The 21138-nt window shown below is 59.0% G+C and carries 7 protein-coding genes; 1 reads left to right on the top strand and 6 read right to left on the bottom strand.

The window, feature by feature from the left end:
- Positions 1-99: 99 nt before the first annotated feature.
- From ABD937_RS14980 to ABD937_RS14955, 6 genes are all read right to left on the bottom strand, one after another.
- Complete coding sequence (locus tag ABD937_RS14980) at positions 100-4935, bottom strand: tail fiber domain-containing protein (protein ID WP_345256567.1); 4836 nt, start codon at positions 4933-4935, stop codon at positions 100-102.
- Between the two features lie 139 nt (positions 4936-5074).
- Positions 5075-8872: a tail fiber domain-containing protein gene (locus ABD937_RS14975; protein ID WP_345256566.1), complete on the bottom strand. Its 3798-nt coding sequence runs from the start codon at positions 8870-8872 to the stop codon at positions 5075-5077.
- Positions 8873-9335: 463 nt separating this feature from the next.
- Positions 9336-13559, bottom strand: a complete 4224-nt coding sequence (locus tag ABD937_RS14970) for a beta strand repeat-containing protein (RefSeq protein WP_345256565.1) — start codon at positions 13557-13559, stop codon at positions 9336-9338.
- A gap of 134 nt (positions 13560-13693) precedes the next feature.
- Positions 13694-15367: a fibronectin type III domain-containing protein gene (locus ABD937_RS14965; RefSeq protein WP_345256564.1), complete on the bottom strand. Its 1674-nt coding sequence runs from the start codon at positions 15365-15367 to the stop codon at positions 13694-13696.
- A 1454-nt stretch (positions 15368-16821) separates the two neighbouring features.
- A complete protein-coding gene (locus ABD937_RS14960) occupies positions 16822-19620 on the bottom strand; it encodes a sensor histidine kinase (RefSeq protein WP_345256563.1) in 2799 nt (932 codons plus the stop codon).
- 200 nt (positions 19621-19820) lie between these two features.
- Complete coding sequence (locus ABD937_RS14955; protein WP_345256562.1) at positions 19821-20561, bottom strand: LytR/AlgR family response regulator transcription factor; 741 nt, start codon at positions 20559-20561, stop codon at positions 19821-19823.
- Positions 20562-20795: 234 nt separating this feature from the next.
- Between ABD937_RS14955 and ABD937_RS14950 the strand changes: the two genes are divergently transcribed.
- The gene (locus tag ABD937_RS14950; RefSeq protein WP_345256561.1) at positions 20796-21134 is read left to right on the top strand and encodes a helix-turn-helix transcriptional regulator; all 339 of its coding nucleotides are present in this window, start codon (positions 20796-20798) and stop codon (positions 21132-21134) included.
- Positions 21135-21138 lie beyond the last annotated feature (4 nt).

Genomic DNA, 21138 nt, shown 5'->3' with positions numbered 1-21138 from the left:
AGCCGGGGAGCGCTTACTCCGGAAATGAGTTTTGCCACGAAACCCCGCTGCGTTGCTGCGAGCGGGGTTGCGGTGGGTTCTGTAGTTCGGACCGGTGCGTTAGTTCTTGCCCAGCACCATCTGCTCGAGCTTGAGCAAGCGGGCTTGCAGTTCCTTCTGCTCCTTCTTCAGTTCCTCGTTGCTCTTTTCCAGTGTGTCGATCTTCGACTGCTGTTCCTGTATGGCTTTTACCAGCACCGGGATCATCTCGGAATGGGTAACGGCCCAGAGCGTGTTCGACTCATTTGCAGGTTTGATAACCGCCTCGGGCAGTACCTTGTAAACTTCCTGGGCCAGGAAACCAATGGTGTGCACACCGCTGTCGGAATAGTTAACTTTTCCGTTCGCGAACCTGGTATCCAGGTGGCGGCGGTAGGAAACGGGCTTGAGGGCCATGATCTCCTTGAGGCCGTAACCGAGGCTTTTGATCTCCGACTTCACCCGCATATCGGACACCGCTGCGTAGGCGCCCGTGGTGCTGATGGTAGAAATAACCGTAGCATTGGAGGCAGTCCCTACGCCATTGTACGAATGGAACCGGAAGGGCGTACCCGAAGCACCGGTGCCGCGCGCATTCACGAAGTCCACTTCGCCGAAACCGGGTATGACCACGTTCCAGCCGACCATGAACTTGTTAGACGTAGTGGGGAAAGCTCCACCGGCTGCGCCGATGACGCCCGCAACGTCTAACCTATTCTCAACGGCCGTAGTTCCGATCCCTACATTTCCGCCGTTGTCGTTGAGATAGATGTTACTGGTGGTCTTACCGCCCCGGATATAGGTGTCCTCGGTGCTGTTGTAATTGAAATGAGTGGTGCGGTTCGTGCCCTGTAAGGTGGCCGTTCCGTTGACTCCCGTGCCACGCGCCACAGCCAGGGTGGCCGTCGGAGCCGAAACGCCGATGCCTACGTTGCCGGTGCCGGTGATGCGCATCAGCTCCGTGGAGGCTGCCGTACCGTTTCCGCTGTAGAAAATGTGATTGTCGCTAGCGTTGGCCACTTGGTAGCGCAGCACATTGGCATTGATACCGAAGCCGAGGAACTGGTGGTCGTTATTGGCCGACTCGTAAAGCACCAGCTTGCGGTTGGCGAGGGTAGTACCCAGTTGCAGCTGGGCGTTGGGCGCCGAGGTACCAACACCCAGGTTGCCATTTTGAAGCAGATTAAGCGTAAAAGCACCTGTTCCTGCAGTATATACGCCAAATGCATGATTGGGTATGGTTGATTCATAACCCGTAAATGTTTGAGACGTCCCGGCAGCATTATTAAACCAAACCCCGGCTGAATTACTGTTGATCGCCATTCGACCGGTGGTTCTTAGATCTATGGCAGTACCGCCAGTTCCTGAAATATCAAGTCGTGCACCCGGTGCCGTGGTGCCGATGCCCAGGTTGCCCGAGCCATTGAAGCGGGCCCACTCCGTTACCACGTCGCCTGAGGTAACGTCGCCAAAGCGGATGCCGTGGTTGTTGTTGCCGCTGATGCCCTTCTGGTTCAGCAGCCAGGTTTCGCCTTCCGCGTTGGTGCGGTTCCACTGCAGGTGCGCACCTTGGGCGCTCACCGGACTATAACCGCCGGTCCGGATACCGCCCCCGGCAACGTCGAGTCCCTGCGAGGGAGCGCCGGTGCCGATGCCTACGCGACCATTGCCCAGCATGGAGAGCACGCCCACGTCGGGATTGTTGGAGGCGCCATTGCCCAGGTTGAAGTCAATGCGCGACTGGCTGTTGATGCCGGTGTTGTAAGAGCCCAGGGCCATTTCGAAGGTATTGGGCCACTTGACGCTATTCGTGCCCGCGCGGCTGAGGCGCAGGATCGACTCGGTAGATACGGAAGTCGGTGCCACCGTACCAGCTACCTCGAGCTTCTGTGCGGGTGCTGCGGTGTTGATGCCCACGTTTCCGCTGGAAAGGAGCGTGAACTGGCCGAGGGGCAGATTGGTGTTGCCGGTAGCAGTCGGGTTACTGGCCAGGAACAGCCTGCCGCCGGTCCCATTATTCGTTGTGAAAAGCGCTACATCGTTGGCCGTGCCGCCGGTGGAGCCGGAGAGGTCGCGCTGAACGCCGTGGTTGGAGTTTCCGAGGAAAAGTTTGCCGCCGGAGTTACCGGTGGTCCCTACCGTGATGACTGCGTCAGCCGAAGTCGGACTGGTAAAACTCATCGTATTCGTAGCCGTGATGGCCGACACGGTCGTGGGCTGGATCAGAGCGCCGCCCAGCTTCACGTCGCTGCCGGTCATGGTCAGACCGTTGGAGGCCGTCGTGCTTTCGGCTGCGGGCGCATTCTGCCAGGTGGCATTGCCGCTGGCGTCGGAGGTAAGCACTTTACCAACGGCGGGAACGCCGCCGGTGACGCGGAGCGCCGGGGTAGAGGTAGTGCCGTTGATGGTGGTGGTAGCACCCGTGCGACCGATGGTGACGGCGCCTGCCGATGCACCCGTGCCGACGTTGGTGGCCGCCGTGCCGGTAGTATTGATGTTGGTGGTACCGGTAACCGCTACGGAGCTGCCCGTGAGGGTAGTAGCGCCGGTGCTGTTACCTACCGCGGTGGCACCCGTGCCGGTGCCGAGGTTGACAGCCCCTGCTCCGTCTACGGTCAGCGTGTTGGCAGCCGTGGTAGCGATCGAGGTGGCCTGCGTGAGCGGACCGCCAAGCGTGACGTTACCACTGGTAGCCGTAATACCGTTGGAAGCGGTTACCGTGGCGTTGGAGCCAGCGGCACCCGTGGCACCGGTAGGTCCAACCAGGGAGGTGGGGCTGCCCCAACCGCCTGCAGTCTTCGGACCGTAGATCGAATTCGTAGTCGTGTTGATGAAGAAGTCGCCGATGGCGCCCTGGCCGGACGTGGGCGCGGCAGTGCCGTTGAGCACCGTCTTGCCGTCCACACCATTCGTACCTGCTGCGCCGGTAGCACCCGTAGCGCCCGTGGCACCCTGGATACCTTGAATGCCCTGAGGTCCCTGGGCACCGTTGGCTCCGTTGGCACCTGCGGCACCCTGAGGCCCCTGAAGACCCTGGGGTCCCTGGGCGCCCTGAATACCTTGGGCACCTGTGGCACCCGTAGCACCCTGCGGTCCTACAATCGATGTGCCGGCGCCCCAGCCACCCGCGGTCTTCGGACCGTATATCGTGTTAGTGGCGGTGTTGAGATAGAAGTCACCGATTGTACCCTGGGTAGTCGGTACAGCAGTACCATTGAGTACTGTCTTACCGTCCGTACCGTTGGTACCTGCAGCACCGGTGGCACCCGTGGCACCAGTGGCACCGGTAGCACCTGTAGCACCAACCAGTGACGTGGGGCTGCCCCAGCCGCCTGCGGTCTTGGGACCGTAGATCGAATTAGTTGTTGTGTTGATGAAGAAGTCGCCAATGGCGCCCTGGCCCGAGGTAGGCACGGCGGTACCATTGAGTACAGCCGTACCGTTGGTACCGGCAGCACCGGTGGCGCCGGTGGCACCCGTAGCGCCTACCAGCGAGGTGGGGCTACCCCATGAACCAGCAGTCTTCGGACCGTAGATCTGGTTAGTAGCGGTGTTGATATAAAAGTCGCCGTTATTACCGGTACCTGCCCCGGGAGCAATCGCGCCATTAAGGACCGTCTTGCCATCGATACCATTCGTACCATTGGTACCGTTCGTACCGGCAACGCCCTGGGCACCCGTGGCGCCGGTTGCACCCGTAGCGCCTTGAGCTCCCACTATCGAAGTGCCGGTACCCCAGCCACCTGCAGTCTTCGGACCGTAGATGGTGTTGGTGGCTGTATTGATGAAGAAGTCGCCGATGGCGCCCGTGCCTGCGTCAGGCACCGAAGTACCGTTAAGGACGGTCTTGCCGTCTGCACCGTTGGTACCGGCAACACCCTGGATGCCTTGAGCGCCCGTGGCGCCTACAATCGAAGTACCCGTACCCCATCCGCCGGGCGTTTTCGGACCGTAGATGGTGTTATCTGTCGTATTGATGAAGAAGTCACCGATAGCACCGTCGCCCGAGGTGGGCGCCGTAGTACCATTCAGTACCGACTTGCCGTCCACACCGTTGGTGCCGTTCGTACCGTTGGTACCGGCAACACCCTGAGCGCCCTGAGGTCCTACTAAGGATGTGGGGCTGCCCCAGGAGCCTGCGGTCTTCGGGCCGTAGATCTGATTAGTAGCGGTGTTGATGTAGAAGTCACCGTTGTTGCCTGTGCCTGCGACAGGAGCAGCCGTACCATTGAGTACCGTCTTGCCGTCTGCACCGGCCGCGCCCGGGCCCGCCGTCAGCTTCATCCAGACGGGAGCTGCCGAAGTGCCGGTGTTGTAGTAATAGCCCGCGCCGTCGGTCAGCGCAGCATTGGTATTGAACACCAGCAGCGAGTTGGCGGGGCTGGGAATGGTCGTACCATCATTGATGCCCGTCAGCGCCACGCGCGGCAGCAATACGCCCTTGTTGGTGCTCGACAGATCGAGCAGGGCGGAGTTATCCGGTGTGTTGGTGCCCACCCCTACCCGGTCGGTGCCCACGCGGAGCGTGGTGGCGTTGGTCGTGTTGCTGCGTACCCAGGGCGAGTTGAAGTTGCCGCCGTAGAGCGGGTACCAGGCCGTGCCGTCCCAGTAGTAAAAGCCCTTCGTGTTGTTGGTGGCGCCGAGGTTATCGCGCTGCAAAAACACGAGCAGGCCGCGTGCCCGGGCATTGGGGTTGCTCGCGGGGAAGGTGTCGATGCGCACCGTCAGGATACCGTCGGTAGCCACCGGCGCCTTCGGGTTCGACGAAGACACCTGCAGGCGGCCCATGTTGATGTTGGAGCTGTCGCCCGTGAAGTTCTTGTTGATCTGCTGGGCCGTTACCTGTGCCTGCACCCTACCGTTACCCAGTAAGAGCCCGCCCAGGGCCAAAACCCCAAGTTTAGTGAAGTAATTCATATCGTGTTGCGTGGTGGTAACCCGAGAGGGGACCGATTCGTTGATGGATGGCTGTTTGCGAAGCGAGCGTTTCGCCGCGCTACCTGGCCGTGTTATTTTTGAAAGGGGCGGCACCGCTTCCGGGAGCCGCTCCTGTTGCTTACATTTTTTCTGCGATGAAGCGCTCGATCTTCTTCAGGCGCTCCTCGAGTTCCTGGTTGCGCTTCTTCAGCTCCTCCACTTCCTGGCTACGCTTCTCGAGGGCGTCGATCTTCGCTTGCTGCTCCTGCACCGACCGGATCAGCACCGGCGTGAGCTTGCTGTAGTCAACCGTCCAGGGGTTGGTGGTGGCATTGTCGCCGCCCTTGGTAACGGCCTGCGGGTACAACTTGTAGAGTTCCTGCGCCATCACACCTGTAGATACGGTCTTTGTTTTGTCGCTGATATAGTTGTAATCCTTCACGTTCAGCTTCATCAGGGTGTTGAGGCCGTACTGCGTGCTGCGCACGTTCTCTTTCAGGCGGGCGTCGGAAGTGGTATTGAACGTGGTGCTCGAGGCATTCGTTGTAATCCCACCAACTACCGCACCGTTGTATACAAACGTTGCCAGGGAACCATCACCGCCGGCACCCTTAGTCAAGTACAGGGGTGAACCAATGGCACGCTGCACGGCGATATAGCCCTCACCGTCGCCACCGTGAATGTCAATGGCATTCTGGTTGGCGGTACCGTTCCAGATATTGCCGGTATACGTATCCGCAGCCGAGAAAAACAGGCCGCTGCCTTTTACGTGCAGCTTCGACTGGGGCGCGGTGATCCCGATGCCTACATTCACCGCGTTGCTGCCGGTGCCGCCCAGCACGAGGCTGTTGGAGGCGGACACGGTTGCTCCGTAGCCGATGGCCGTCGCCCGGGTGAGGTTGTTGCTGGTGACGTCTGCGAGGAAGCCGAGCATTGTGTTATAATTGCCCGTCGTGTTGGATTGCCCGGCACCGTTGCCCACGAAGGTGTTTTGTGCGCCGGTGGTATTGCCCAGGCCTGAATTGAGGCCGGCGAACATGTTGCTGAAGCCCGTGGTATTGAAGTAACCGCTCTGGTTGCCGGTAAAGGTGTTGTCGTAGCCAGTGGTATTGGTGATGCCGCTATGGAAGCCGGTGAAGGTGTTATTGTTACCCGTGGTGGTAGCAGCTCCGCTCGCGTGTCCGGTAAACGTGTTGTTGGCTCCAATTGTGTTGGCATTGCCGCTTCCGAAGCCGTAAAAGGTGTTGTAGGAAGCGGTTGTGTTGGCATAGCCGCTGCGGTAGCCGTAGAACGTGTTCTGAATACCGGTGGTGTTGCTGAAGCCGGCCTCGAAACCGGTGAACACGTTATTTTCCCCCGTGCTGTTGAACGCGCCGCTGCGGTAGCCACTGAACACATTGTTGTTGCCAGATGTGTTGATGCTACCGGCGCCGTAGCCGGTGAAGGTATTGTAATTGCCTTGGGTGTTGGCAGTACCGGCGCCATAGCCGGTAAACACGTTGCGCATACCCGTGGTGTTGCTGTATCCAGCGGCCGCACCCGCGAATACGTTCTCGCTGCCCGTGGTGTTGCTGTAGCCGCTGTGGTGGCCGGAGAATACGTTGGCGCCGCCCGTGCTGTTGCTGAAGCCGCTGCGGAAGCCGTTGAATACGTTAGCGCCGCCCGTCGTATTGGCGTAGCCAGCCTCGAAACCGATAAAGTTGTTTTGGTTACCGGTGGTGTTGGAACCGCCCGCGCTGTGGCCGGAGAAGACGTTGTAGCTGCCCGTGGTATTGTTGAGACCCGAAGCCATGCCGAAAAAGCTGTTGCTCAAGCCCGTGCTGTTGTTCTGACCGGCGCTGCGTCCGCTGAACGTGTTGTTGTCGCCGGTGGTATTCGCGTAGCCGGACAGGTAGCCGGTAAACGTGTTGTTGATAGCCGTGGTGTTGCTGTAGCCGGCTGCGTGGCCCGTGAAAACGTTGTAGCTACCGGTAGTGTTGCTGTTACCGCTACCCGAGCCGGTGAATACGTTACTGGTACCGGTGGTGTTATAGAATCCGGCATTGGAACCCGAAAAAGTGTTGTTGTTGCCGGTGGTATTCTTATTACCGGCGCCATAGCCGCTGAACAGGTTGCCGCCACCGGAGCTGGTGGCGTTGCCGGCGCCGATGCCCACATAGGTGCTGGCCAGGGCATTGCTGGTGGTGATGGCGTTGGCGCCGTCGATATTGATCTTGCCGCCGGTCACGTCCAGCTTGGCGGTCGGCGTCATGGTGCCGATGCCGACGGAGTCGCCCGTTACGCGCAGGTAGGTCTTGCTCACGCCGTTGCGGATAAAGGCGCCCGCGTCGAGGTCGGCTACCGTGCGGCGGCGGAGTACGCCGGTGGCGTCTACCGTTACGACGCTGTCGGTGGCAGCGCCGCCGGCCATCGTAGTAATACGGGCCGTACCGGCTACGTGGAGCGTGTTGGAAGGCGTCGTCACGCCAATGCCAACGTTCACGGCATCGGAGCCCGTGCCGCCCAGCACGAGGCTGTTGGAGGCACTTACCACCGCGCCATAGCCGATGGCCGTAGCCTTGCTGAGGTTGCCCGCGCCCATATTGGCCAGGAAGCCCAAGGCGGTGTTGCCATTTCCGGTGGTGCTGTTCTGGCCGGCACCATTACCCACAAAGGTGTTTTCGCCACCCGTGGTGTTGGTAAGACCGGCGTGCAGGCCGCTGAACAGGTTGCTCGTGCCCGACGTGTTGCTGTAACCCGCGCGGTAGCCGGTAAAGGTGTTGTTGGCACCCACCGTATTGGCGTAGCCGCTGTTGTAGCCGGTAAACACGTTGTTGGAGCCGCCGGTGTTGGCACGGCCCGCGAGCGTACCGGTAAAGATGTTGTTGTTGCCGGTGCTGTTGTAGATACCGGCCTGGGTACCGGTGAAGATGTTATCGGAGCCGCTCGTATTGGCGTTGCCGCTCTGGTAGCCGGTGAATACGTTGTTGTTGCCGATCGTATTGGCGTAGCCGCTCTGGGTTCCGGTGAATGTGTTGTTGTTGCCGGTAGTGTTGCCCGAGCCGCTTTCGTAGCCATTGAAGGTATTGTAGCTGCCGGTGGTGTTGGCACCGCCGCTCACGGCACCGGTAAAGGTGTTGTACACACCCGTGGTGTTAGCAAAGCCGCTCTGGTAGCCGTAGAAGCTGTTGTTGCCGCCGGTGCTGGTGTTGTACCCGCTCCGGAAACCGGTGAACGTGTTGTTGTTGGCGGAGGTGTTGGCCTGGCCGCTCATCGTACCATTAAAGGTATTGTAGAAGCCGGTGGTGTTGCTGTAGCCGCTCCGGTAGCCGGTGAACGTATTGTTGCCGCCGGTGCTGTTGGCCAGGCCGCTCTGATGGCCGGCAAACGTGTTGTACTGACCGGAGGTGTTGGCCGCGCCGGAGCCCGCGCCTACAAAGGCGTTACCCAGTGCCGCATCCGTAGTGATGGCGTTGGCGCCGTCGATGTTGATTTTGCCGCCGGTCACGTCCAGCTTCGCGGTGGGCGATGCCGTGCCGATGCCCACGGAGTCCGTAGTTACCCGGAGCGTGGTCTTGTTGGCGCTGTTGCGCACCCAGGGCGAGTTGAAGTTGCCGCCGTAGAGCGGGTACCAGGCCGTGCCGTCCCAGTAGTAAAAGCCCTTCGTGTTGTTGGTGGCGCCGAGGTTGTCGCGCTGCAGGAACACGAGCAGGCCGCGTGCCCGGGCATTCGGATTGCTCGCGGGGAAGGTGTCGATGCGCACCGTCAGGATACCGTCGGTAGCCACCGGCGCCTTGGGGTTCGACGAAGACACCTGCAGGCGACCCATGTTGATGTTGGAGCTGTCGCCCGTGAAGTTCTTGTTGATCTGCTGCGCCGTCACCTGTGCCCCGGCCTCGCCGGCCCCGAAGGCCAGCAACAGGCAGATAAGGGTGCCGATCCTGGTAACTGAAGTCATGTTGTTTGGATTGAATGGGGTTGTATAAAAGATACCCCGTAGGATGAAATTCCCGACGAAGGTCGAGGTTGATTATAGGGAAAACGAAACAGTTCGGCGAGGTGGCGGATCTTCCCGTTGATGTCTCGCATCATCCCGTTAGTGGATCGCCGATCCGATAACGGTCAGGCATACCCGGAAATACATCCCTTTATTCTTCCCCACAAGATCCAGCTTCGTAGTATTCCGTATTACCATGGTAGCGCCTGGAGACCGGACCTGGGAAAGGTTTATCAAAAGCCGCCGGCAACATACCGGCGGCATTTGATAAAGAACCTTTTCCTTCTTCGTTCTTATGGAGCATCAGCTGCCGGAGCTTTTTGAGACCCTCTTAGAACTGCTGGTCGATCTTCTCCGATTCCCTGATGGTGGCTTGCTGCTTCTGCACCGAATAATTGAATAAGAAAAGGAAAATAGCACAGCATTAAAGCAGCGACTCAATTCTTACGATATAAGCTCTGGTTACGTTACCATTGTTTCCGACAACGATACCATTGCCGCTAACGGCAACCGTGAAATTGAGGGATGCGACACTACCGCCATCGGCACAGCCAGCAATGTCGGAAAAGGTGACCGTGATATTCGTTTTCGAGTTACGGGTAACCGTGACAACGGAAGCATTGCCCGTACCTGCGCCGGTACCCGATTCGTAGGTGAGCGTATACGTGCCATTGAACGTGGAACCTACCAGGTAAAACTTGGCGATCGACATTTGCGCACAACCATCAGCTGTGGTGACGATCACCTGGTACCGTCCCGTCCCCGTTGGAACGGCGACCACACCACTCGCGGTGCTGGCGGCAACCGATACAATCTGGCGCCTGTCGGAAACATTATTCTTCAAAACGTTTCCGCTGGCATCCACGACCATATTCGTTACTTCCAACGCGTCGGCAGGAGCGGGTACTGTGCGGATTCTTGCCGTTCCATTCACGTCTAATTTAGCGGTAGGCGCAGCTGTACCCACACCCAGGTCGCCGTTCTGAAGCATGTTGATGTTCCAGCCTGCTGTCGGACTCCATACGCCAAAAGCATGATTGGTTATAGAATTATCGTAACCGATGAAAGATTTATTAGCCCCGGCGGCGGTATTGAAAAATACGCCGCTATTATCACTGTTGATCGCTACTCTGCCGGTGGTTCTCAAATCTACGGTAGCACCTCCCGATCCTGCGATATCAAGCTTTGCACCGGGCGTAGCGGTACCAACACCCACGTTGCCGCCGTCGTCGTTGAGGAGCACGTTGCTGGTGGCCTTGCCGCCACGGATGTAGGTGTCTTCGGAGGTGTTGAAGTTGAAGTGGGAGGTGCGGGTTGTGCCCCCAAACACAGCGGTGCCGTTGACCCCTGTGCCTCGTGCCACAGCCAGACTGGCCGTCGGAGCCGAGACGCCGATGCCTACGTTGCCCGTGCCGGTGATGCGCATCAGCTCCGTAGAGGCTGCAGCGCCGTTGCCGCGGAAGAATACGTGGTTGTCGCCTGCGTGCGCTACCTGGTAGCGCAGCATGCCGGCATTGATCCCGAAGCCGAGAAACTCGTGGTCGTTGTTGACCGTTTCGTAGAGCACCAGCTTGCGGTTAGCTATCGTATTACCCAGTTGCAATTGGGCGTTGGGCGCCGTGGTGCCGATGCCGAAGTTGCCCGCGACATTGAAGCGGCCCCATTCGGTGACCACGTTGCTCGTGCTTACATCTCCGAAGATGATGCTTGTATTGCTGCTCAGGCCACGCTGGTTGAGAAGATAGGTCGATCCGTCGCCGCTGTTGCGGTTCCATTGCAGATGGGCGCCCTGTGCGGTAACCGCAGTGCTGCCGGAGGCCACAATACCACCCCAAACGTCGAGTGTTTGGGTGGGGGCGGTAGTACCGATGCCTACTCTGCCGCCGGTCAGGCTGAAGTTGTGGTTTGCCTGGGCAATGGTGGTGGCGCCGGTGAGCGTCCCGCCCAGTTTCACGTCGCTGGCGGTCATGGTCAGGCCGTTGGAGGCCGTGGTGCTCTCGGCCGCGGGAGCATTCTGCCAGGTGGCATTGCCACTGGCGTCGGAGGTGAGTACTTTGCCGGCAGCAGGTGCACCGCCGGTTATTTGCAAAGCGGGGGTGCTTGTAGTGCCGTTGATGGTGGTGGTAGCACCCGAGCGGCCGATGGTGACGGCGCCGGATGTAGCGCCCGTGCCGATATTGGTAGCCGCAGTGCCGGTGTTGTTGATATTCGCTGCGCCCGTTACGGTGGTAGCGCCGGTGAGGCCGATGCTGCTGCCGGTGACATTGGTGGTGCCGGTGCCGTTACCGACCGCGGTGTTGCCCGTGCCGGTGCCGACGTTTACAGCGCCCGCGCCATTCACGGTGAAGGTATTCGCCGCCGTGGTAGCGATCGAGGTGGCCTGCGTGAGCGGACCACCGAGGGTCACGTTGCCGTTCGTGGCGGCCACACCGTTGGAGGCCGTAACCGTGGCATTGGAGCCGGCAGCACCCTGAGGTCCTACCAGCGAAGTGCCGGTACCCCAGCCGCCTGCAGTCTTGGGACCGTAGATGGTGTTGGTAGCGGTGTTGATATAGAAGTCGCCGATGACACCCTGAGTGGTCGGTACAGCAGTACCGTTCAGTACCGTCTTACCGTCCGTACCGTTGGTACCTGCAGCACCGGTGGCGCCCGTAGCACCAGTGGCACCGGTAGCACCTGTAGCACCAACCAGTGACGTGGGCGTACCCCAGCCGCCTGCGGTCTTCGGACCGTAGATCGAATTAGTTGTTGTGTTGATGAAGAAGTCGCCGATAGCACCCTGGCCTGCATCAGGCACCGAAGTACCATTGAGGACCGTCTTGCCATCCGCACCCGCGGCACCCGTAGCGCCGGTAGCACCGGTAGCGCCTTGAGCTCCCACTATCGAAGTGCCGGTACCCCAACCGCCGGCCGTTTTCGGGCCGTAGATCGTGTTGGTGGCTGTATTGATGAAGAAGTCGCCGATAGCACCGTCGCCGGCGGTCGGAGCAACCGTACCGTTGAGGACCGTCTTACCGTCTGTACCATTGGTACCGTTCGTACCTGCAATACCCTGGGCACCTGTGGCACCCGTGGCACCTTGAGCTCCTACAATGGAAGTGCCGGCGCCCCATCCGCCTGCGGTCTTGGGACCATAGATCGTGTTGGTGGCCGTGTTGATGAAGAAGTCTCCGATCGCACCCTGACCCGCGGTCGGGTCAACAGCACCATTCAGTACCGCCGTACCATTGGTACCGGCAGCACCTGTTGCGCCCGTGGCGCCGACTAAAGACGAGGGCGTACCCCAGCCACCCGCGGTCTTGGGACCGTAGATGGTATTGTCAGTTGTGTTGATAAAGAAGTCACCGATCGCACCGTCGCCGGCGGTCGGAGCAACCGTACCGTTGAGGACCGTCTTTCCATCCGCACCCGCGGCACCTGTAGCACCTGTAGCGCCTTGCGCTCCTACAATCGAAGTACCCGTACCCCAGCCACCTGCAGTCTTGGGACCGTAGATGGTGTTGGTGGCTGTGTTGATGAAGAAGTCGCCGATGGCGCCGTCGCCGGAGGTGGGCGCCGTGGTACCATTCAGTACCGACTTGCCGTCCACACCGTCTGCACCGGCAACACCCTGGATGCCTTGAGCACCGGTTGCGCCCGTGGCACCAACAATCGAAGTACCTGTACCCCAGCCGCCTGCGGTCTTCGGACCGTAGATCGTGTTGGTGGCCGTGTTGATGAAGAAGTCGCCGATAGCACCCTCGCCCGCGGTCGGGTCAGCAGCGCCATTCAGTACCGACTTGCCGTCGACGCCATTCGCACCGGCAGCACCTTGTGCGCCTACGAGCGACGTGGGGCTACCCCAGGCGCCTGCGGTCTTGGGTCCATAGATCTCGTTCGTGGCCGTATTGATGAAGAAGTCGCCGTTGTTGCCCGTGCCTGCGACAGGAGCAGCCGTACCATTGAGTACCGTCTTGCCGTCTGCACCGGCCGCGCCCGGGCCTGCCGTCAGCTTCATCCAGACGGGAGCTGCCGAAGTGCCGGTGTTGTAGTAATAGCCGGCGCCATCGGTCAGCGCTGCATTGGTATTAAACACCAGCAGCGAGTTGGCGGGGCTGGAGATGGTCGTACCATCATTGATGCCCGTCAGCGCTACGCGCGGCAGCAGCACACCCTTGTTCGTGCTCGACAGGTCGAGCAGGGCGGAGTTATCGGGTGTGTTGGTGCCCACCCCTACCCGATCCGTGCCCACGCGGAGCGTGGTGGCGTTGGTCGTGTTGCTGCGTACCCACGGCGAGTTGAAGTTGCCGCCATAGAGCGGGTACCAGGCCGTGCCGTCCCAGTAGTAAAAGCCCTTCGTGTTGTTGGTGGCGCCGAGGTTATCGCGCTGCAGGAACACGAGCAGGCCGCGTGCCCGGGCATTCGGGTTGCTCGCGGGAAAGGTGTCGATGCGCACCGTCAGGATACCGTCGGTAGCGACCGGCGCCTTCGGGTTCGACGAAGACACTTGCAGGCGGCCCATGTTGATGTTGGAGCTGTCGCCCGTGAAGTTCTTGTTGATCTGTTGAGACGTTACCTGCGCCCCGGCCTCGTTGGCCCCGAAGGCCAGCAGGAGCAGGGAGAGGGCAAGCGCCCGGTTCTTGATGGAGTGGTTCATGATGCGTTGCATATAGCTTTTTTATAGATCGGTGTTCTTCCGGCCCGCTCCCCATGCCTTCGCGGCAAGAACCGCAAAGGCATGAGGGTGACCGTTCGCCCTCCGGATACCGGGAGCGAAGGCAAGCAAGGGCCGATGAAGGATGCTTACTGCTTGATAAAGGCGAGGGTTTCGGTGGCGCCGTCGGCGGCAATGCTGGTGAACTGGTATGTACCGTTCGACAGGCCGTCGAGGCCGATCTGCAGCGGGGTGCCGCCTTGCAGCGTGGCCTTGCCTTCTTTCACTACCTGGCCGGCGACTGTGCGGATCTGCCATTGGATGGCCTTGGCCGCGGTGGCGCCGTCGGTGCGCGAGAGCATGATCTGGATGGAGCTGCCGCGGGCGGGGTTCGGCCAGAGCGTGAAGCGTGCGTCGGCGAGGGCAAAGCGTACGTTACGCACCGGCGTCATCTTCGTGCTGCCGTCAAAATCAACACTGCGTACACGGTAGTAGGAAATGGGCGCACAGGGCTGCACGTCGAGGTAGGTATAGCTGCTGGCGCTGGTGAGCGACACCTGCCCGATGGCGGTGAAGTTGTTACCGTCGCAGGAGCGCTCCACTACGAAATGCGATACGTTCACTACGTCGGCCACATCCCAATCGAGCTTCGCGCTGCTGCCGAGGGCCACAGCCTTGAAGGAAACGAAGTTGAGGGGCAGCGGGAGCAGGCTCGTGGCCAGCGCCGGTGCGATGCGGGTGATGCCGGTGAGGTTGGCACCCGTAACGGTCACTTCGTTGCCGTTGATGGTGCCGGCGCCGCCGCCGGGGCGGAGGTTCACCCACTGGGTGCCGTTGAAGCCGGCGATGGTCCAGTTGGCACCCGTATAGGTGGGGAAGTTGGCGGTGTTGAGCGTGAGGGTAGCGGCGTTATCGGTGCTGCTGATGGCATAGTACTCTTCCGGGCTCACGCTGGTAAGCAAGCTGTTGAGCGACGCCGTATTGCCACCGCCGTTGGCGAAGTAGCGGGCCACCGTGCCGTTGGCGCCGGGGTTGCTGCCCGTGTAGGTGAGCGGGCTGTAGATGCCCTGGTCGCCCAGTACGAACTTGAAGTTGTTGGTAGCCCCAAGCACGCGCATCGGCGCGTCGAGGTAAGAGGTAGCGCTGCCGCCGGCGGTGCTGGCGCCCGATTGGAACACGAACTCTTCGAGGTTCAGGTTCAAGCCGTCCTGGCGGAGGGCGTAGATATTACCGTTGGTGAAGGTCATCGTTCCGGTGATCGTCACAAGGACGTTGGAGAGGCCTACCGGCTGGATGAAGGGGCCGGCACCGATCGACTGGTCGATGATATAATTCTGGAAGTTGATGATCGACAGCTGCGGGAACTGGCTGTTCTGGTTGAACTCGTTGCGGCCGAACAGGAAGGTCCAGCCCGGGTTCGACAGGCCGAAATCAGCCTCCCAGCGCTGCTGCGTAATGGTGTTCGCTACGTCGTGGCGGAACGGGTTGGTATTGTCGGAGAAGATATGCGTGGCGATGCGCAGGGTGGCCTGGTTCATGATCAGGTAGGCCTGGTTCGCACCCATATTGCCCGTTACATAATCGTCGAATTCGGCGCTGCCGGTACCGTCGGTAACACGGCCGCTCGTAAAGAAAGAGGCGTTGATGTTACCGCCCTCATCAAAGGCGATGTTCCCGAAGCCGTAGCCCGGGTTTACCGTGGTTTGCGAGGCATATACCGGCGTGGCGGGCGGCGTGGGATCGGTGGTGCGCTGCGCGGCCCCGGCGAACGGGAGCAGCAGCGACATGAGCAGGAAAGGGTGGAGGGAGTAGCGCTTGGTCATATTCTTGTTTTTAGATAATGTCTGTACGGGAAGCGGTGCGCCGGCAGGGCGCACGGATGTGGATGGGAAAGCAACCTGAAACGCATGTGTCGCTTCATTTGTTCGGCCATGCTTGTGGCAAATGGAGGCGGCTATCGGATCAATAGCACCACCAGGGATCCTGGGTGTATCCGGTGCGCCGGTAGCGATACTGTCGCTGCTCATAAGCTGGTTCATAACGATCGGTTTTGGTAGATCCAATTTTTCTCAAACACAATAAAAGGCCGCAACCGCCATGGCGGTCGAAAAAGGGCTTCTTGGAACTGGGTGGGGGGTCAGGCGTTCTTCAGCTGGCTTTCAACACACACTGCGGACCGGGAGCCGCAGACTACACAAAAAGCGCCGCCTAAAAATGCAAGGATCGCGATACTGTCCTTATAAGAGTATGACTAAAATCAGGTGACCAATAATACTCATCAAGGTGTACAGCCATCCACTTATCGAAAGTAGCGCATCGTGTATCTGGTACGCTTTCATTTAGACGAGTCCTGCTTTTTTGCCGGCGAAACGCATTATTTGTGATGATTCGATCGCCGGCGGATTGGTTGCATCGTTCGCACGCCTCCGTCAAATATTTTTTTCAGCGAAGAAACCGTATTTCTACAATCCAGCGCTTCAGGCAAACACCTCCCCGCGCACGGGTGCGCATAGCGATCCCATCCGGCCACAGGCCTCAAACCCGCGTCCCTGCTACGTTTCAGCCGCTGCCTTATCATTACAGATTGACTTCGCCAGCCCTCGTGCACCCATCCTCGATCCATGGCACCGTGCGGCTTCAGGGAGCTTGTAGTCATACTACTTTCCCCCGAAGTGGCGCACCGCAGCCGGTGCTGCACGGTGATAATGGCTTCGACAAAATGCATTGCAGGCAACACCATTTGTCAGGACGAGTCCTGGAAATGCTGACGAATCAATAGCAAGATCTCGCGTCGAAACGATCGGTTTGTTGGGAAAGGGGGCTTGCTTTTTCGGACATCGCCGGACCTCTCGTGTAAAGTGAGGCCGCGAAGTATAGGTATTGGTACCGGTAAAGTTCTGAATTAAGGCTTACCCGCAGAAAGTACTGCACGTTTTGTTTTCAAAAAGCGACTACCGGGGTCTGAAACATGATTTTTCAGGAGTTATTTCGCAAGTGTTCGGGTTTACGGCCGGAAGTATGATCACGAATGGGTGCTGATCCGGGTCCGGAAGCGTTGAGCAGTTGTTTGAACGAATAGGTTTTGCTGAAGGCTCTGAAATGATCGGCCGCAAGCGGCCTCGGCACGCCCCCGAAGCTTCGGGAGCGCAGCGACGCGACGGCGCGACGAGGAAAAGCAATGAGGAATTTTCAGTATGTCGCCGCTTCGCTGCGCCGCCTCTCGCTGCGCCGCCGCGCTAAACTGGCCGCCAGCGGCCTTGACGACCAGGCAATTGCCTCAAATACCGTTTTCGGGCTTGGCCGGAATAAGAACCCGGGCTTCCAGTTGCGTATCGCCGGCGATGAGGCGGAAGCGCAGGGTTCCGTTCAGGATCCTCGTCGCCTGGCGAATGAAATTGAGCCCGATCCCCCGCCCTACGTCGCCTTCGCCCCGTTGAAGCTGGCCGATCACCTCGGTAATGGCCGCAAGGTTCTCCACCCGGATCGCGTTCCGCACCAACAGCTGCAGCTGCCCGTCGGTGAACGAAACGGCCACGGCCACCGGGCAGCCGGCCGGACTGTTCTTCACGGCATTGTCCAACAGGTTGCGCAGGATCAGGGAGATCAGGTTGGCGTCTGCCGGCAAGAGGGCGGGCACGTCAATCATGCTTTCGATCGGAATGCTCTTTCGTTCCGCTGCCGTTGCGTAGAGGGGAAGAAGCCCATCGACGATGGCGCGCACATCGACGTCCTCAAAATGCGGTGTTAGTCCTTTCTGCTCCAGGAGACTCCAATTCAGCAGGTTGTTCAGCACCAGGTCGAGTTTTCGCCCGTTGTCGTTGATCTGCCGGCTTACTTCCTGAAGCGTCTGAAGATCCTGCTTCTGCATCAGGTAGTTGATGGTCTCCGCAAGATCCTGGTACGATTTCAGGGGACTGCGCAGGTCGTGCGCGATGATGGAAAACAACAATTGGCGGTTCCGGTTGATCTGGGCAAGTGCCTTGATCTTCAACACCCGGATCCGCAACCAGGCAATCAGGTAGCTCAGCGACAGCACCAGCACCAGGAGTCCAACCAACGCCGGAGTGGTCAGGTACCACACCTGCTTTACTTCAAAATGATAGCGGGTGATCTCCGACGCCCCGTTGCGCGCGTAAAGAAACCGGAGTTCGATCTGGTGCGTACCGGCCTCAGGACGCCAGATCGTGAGCTCCCTGTCGGCAGGCTGGTAGTGCCATTCACCCTCATCAAGGCGGTAGGCTACGGAGTACGGATGGTTTTCGAAGTCCAGGTCCACGATCTTCAGGCGCATCCAGTTGGTATTGTGGGGCAGGGGCTGCCCGTAAAGCGCCTCGTTGCGCGACAAGGAAAAGACAGCTCCCTTTCCCTGTGCCTGGTACTCAAAGCCCCATACAAAGGGACCGGTACGCGTTCGCCGAATATTGAAGGGCAGCCGCACATCCATCGCGCTGATCCCCTTGATCGTTCCGAAAATAATAAGACTGTCACCAGCAAGCTGGAGGGTGCTGCCCCGGTTCAGCTCGTTGTCGGCAAGCCCGTCGGCTACGGTATAGTTGCGCAGTATTCCAGCGAGCGGATCGTAGGCTACCAGCCCGTCAGAGGTACCCACGAAAAAGAGCTCGTTCACCTTGTCGAAAACGATGCTGTACACGGTGTTGCCCGGGAGCCCCCCTGAATAGGTCAATGATCTCACTGGCTGCAACTGCCGGTTGAGGATACGGGCACCCCGGTGCCGGAAGCCGACCATCCAGCCCTGGGGATAAGATTCGATACACAGAACGTCACCGGCGAGCAATAGCTGTGCGGCAGGGCTATCGGGATGGACGAGATAAAGACCGTCTACCGTCGCCAGCAGGTAGCGGCCGTCGCCGGTGGGGCAGATCGCGTTGATGGAAGACCTCAGGTTGATGTCGAGTGCCTGCGTTTCGATACCGTTCCGGGTCAGGCGCGCCCGCATCAATCCCTGGTTGGTCCCCAACAGGTAACTGCCGTCCTGCAGCGGCCCATGGGCACAAAACACCTGCATGCGCCGGTCGATCGGGTAATAGCCGAACCGGCTGCCGGATGCATCGAATACCACGGCGGGACGCTCGGTGTCCAGGGGAAAGAACAACTGTCTTCCGTCCTTTACGCCGGCTGCAGCCCAGTAATGGTTGCGACTGGCCGAGTCGATGCGCGCAGCCGCGAGAACGCCGTTCAGGTGGAACCGGTGCATCCCCTCCGCCGTAGCCAGTATCCCCTGATCGGTGTCCGGACGGTACGTGATGGCGCGGGTTTCATAGGGCAGGGAAATGGTCCGGAACAGGTTTCCGAACCGGACACAGCGACGCACCCCTAAAGAACCGTAGAAATAGTAGTTGCCCGCTGCGTCCCGCGTCATTCCGCTCACCGTTAAATGGATGTCTTTGATCGCTTCAAACACGCTTTTGTCCAACCTGATGGTTCTGTCTGCAACAAGGGGCCGTTCGTATGCGCCTGCGGCGGTCCGCACCCGCCCACTGTCTATCATCAATAAATTGTATTGGGGATCGGTCAGGGTATCCATCCGGGACAACGGGAAGCCAGGCCTAGTGGTGTCGGCCCGATAGAGTATATGCTGCGGATCACCGGTTACCAAGACACCTGCGTGGGGGGCGGCAAAAACATGGTGCTGCCCCGACCAGGCGCTGCGCGCGACCGTAACGATCCGTCCGTTGCGAAAGCGCAGCAGCAGCAACCGCCCGCCCTGGATCGCCAGCATGCTGCTGTCTGTGAACACCGGACGACCATAGATAATGCCGGGCGCTGAAAACAGGATCCGCGCCGGCGCGCTTGTATTGCCCGAAAAAATATCCGCCAGCGGTACCCGCGTTACTTCCAGATTTCCCTTCCAATGCGTCAGCACGTACAACGCATCCTCCTTCGATACGTAATGGAGCACATTCCCGGGTTTTGTGAGCAGCCCGGAGTCGGCCCCCAGCAGTGGCGCAGCCTCGTAAAACCGCTTGCCGTCGAACAGGTGCAGACCGGTACTGTTCAACAACCAACCCACTCCCCGCTTATCGAAGACCAGCCCGGTCACGTCGCGGTTCAGCAAGCCCTCCTGGGTGCCATAATCCCGGATGGAAATGCCGTCCCGGATCACCTGCTGCGCAGAGAGGCGGGAAGCGAACAGATTCGCTACCGTCAGAAAAAAGAGAAGCAGTGTCGTACGCCCCATCGGCTGGATTATCAAAAGCTCAGGTTGCAGAGAACAGGTGGCTCAAAGACGGGAGTATATGCTCCCGGTGCGGCCGGCTACAGCAAATCCTCCCGCCGGAATTTGTTCAGGGTGATGTGCAGGCCGTTGGAAAAATTGAAAACGGCATTCAGCCGCTTTTTCTCGATGTTCAGGAGGTGCCGCTGGTTGATGATATACTTCCGGTGAACGCGTATAAAATCATCGTTCTTAAGGATATCCTCTTCGTAATGATTGGTCGGCTTGCTGCTCACCACCACATCGCCGTTCAACAGGTAAAAGCTGCTGTAGGCGCCATCGGCCTGTACATAAACCACGTCGGCAAGCTGCAGCACCGTGATCCGGTTCTGCGCATTGACGATGATGCGGCTCGGGCGGTGCAGGGCATCCTTGATGTTGCTCAGCACACGCTCTACAGGATCGACCTGCTTTACCTGCTGCACCCTGCGCCCGATCGCCTCCAGCTGTTCGGAGGTGATGGGCTTCACGATATAGTGAATACCCCCCAGATCGTAGGATTGAAGCGCAAACTGGTCATGGCTGGAAACGAACGCGAACGGCAGATCCATTTCCATTACCTTTTTGGCGAACGGAAGGGAAGTGCCTTCTTCAAAATGAATATCGAAAATGACAAGGTCGGGGGGTGTTGCCTCGATATAGCTAAGGGCATCTGCACAGTTGTCGAACTGCCGTACCAGGACAAACGAGTCGGAATTTTCGATCAGCCTGGCCATATTAGCCCGGTCAATCGCGTTATCCTCAACATGAACCACCTTAATAGCATCGGATGTTTTCGCCATAGGTCAATAGTATTTACTGGAATTTGTTCAATCAGATTCAAATGCCAGGTTAGATCGTATGGTGTGGTGTTCTTATCCCGTTAATCAGGCTTCTGCCTGCGGATGCAAAGCCGAAATCGAAGCGTGCGTGCACAAAAAAGCAATGATCAGGGCGAAAAAATCCCCTTTCGGAAAAATATTCGCCGGTAAGCGGATAGGTACGCCATTGAACAATTTCTTTGTAGTAGCCTGTCAATGAAAAAACCAAACCAAAATACCGAGTTCAACTTGCAGGAAACGGACCTTGGCGAATTGACGCGCCAGGAGCTGAGAGTGCTTCTTTTCTCCTTTCGTGGATATTCAGCTAAGGAAATAGGAGGCATCATGGGCGTGTCGATTAAAACAGTTGAAGTACACAAGTATAATATTTTCCGGAAGTTGAACAGCGAATCTGTGTTAAAGCTACTTAATAAATTCTTACCTGAAAATTGGACAAACCAGCTTTTCGATATGTATCTGATGCAAAGGCAGCTACGCGACCAAAAGATGAACCTGCAGCGGCAGTGCACCGCAACGGGGAACAGTGCACAGTAAAAGC

The sequence above is a fragment of the Flaviaestuariibacter amylovorans genome (assembly GCF_039541815.1).
Taxonomy (GTDB): Bacteria; Bacteroidota; Bacteroidia; order Chitinophagales; family Chitinophagaceae; genus Flavisolibacter; species Flavisolibacter amylovorans.
The sequence above is the reverse complement of the archived record's forward strand: the minus strand, read 5'-3'. Positions and strand labels throughout refer to the sequence as shown.

Excerpts from the sequence above, each read along its gene's own strand:
- ABD937_RS14980 (WP_345256567.1), bottom strand. The coding sequence starts at position 4,935 with ATGAATTACTTCACTAAACTTGGGGTTTTGGCCCTGGGCGGGCTCTTA.
- ABD937_RS14950 (WP_345256561.1), top strand. The coding sequence starts at position 20,796 with ATGAAAAAACCAAACCAAAATACCGAGTTCAACTTGCAGGAAACGGAC.
- ABD937_RS14955 (WP_345256562.1), bottom strand. The coding sequence starts at position 20,561 with ATGGCGAAAACATCCGATGCTATTAAGGTGGTTCATGTTGAGGATAAC.
- ABD937_RS14965 (WP_345256564.1), bottom strand. The coding sequence starts at position 15,367 with ATGACCAAGCGCTACTCCCTCCACCCTTTCCTGCTCATGTCGCTGCTG.
- ABD937_RS14970 (WP_345256565.1), bottom strand. The coding sequence starts at position 13,559 with ATGCAACGCATCATGAACCACTCCATCAAGAACCGGGCGCTTGCCCTC.
- ABD937_RS14975 (WP_345256566.1), bottom strand. The coding sequence starts at position 8,872 with ATGACTTCAGTTACCAGGATCGGCACCCTTATCTGCCTGTTGCTGGCC.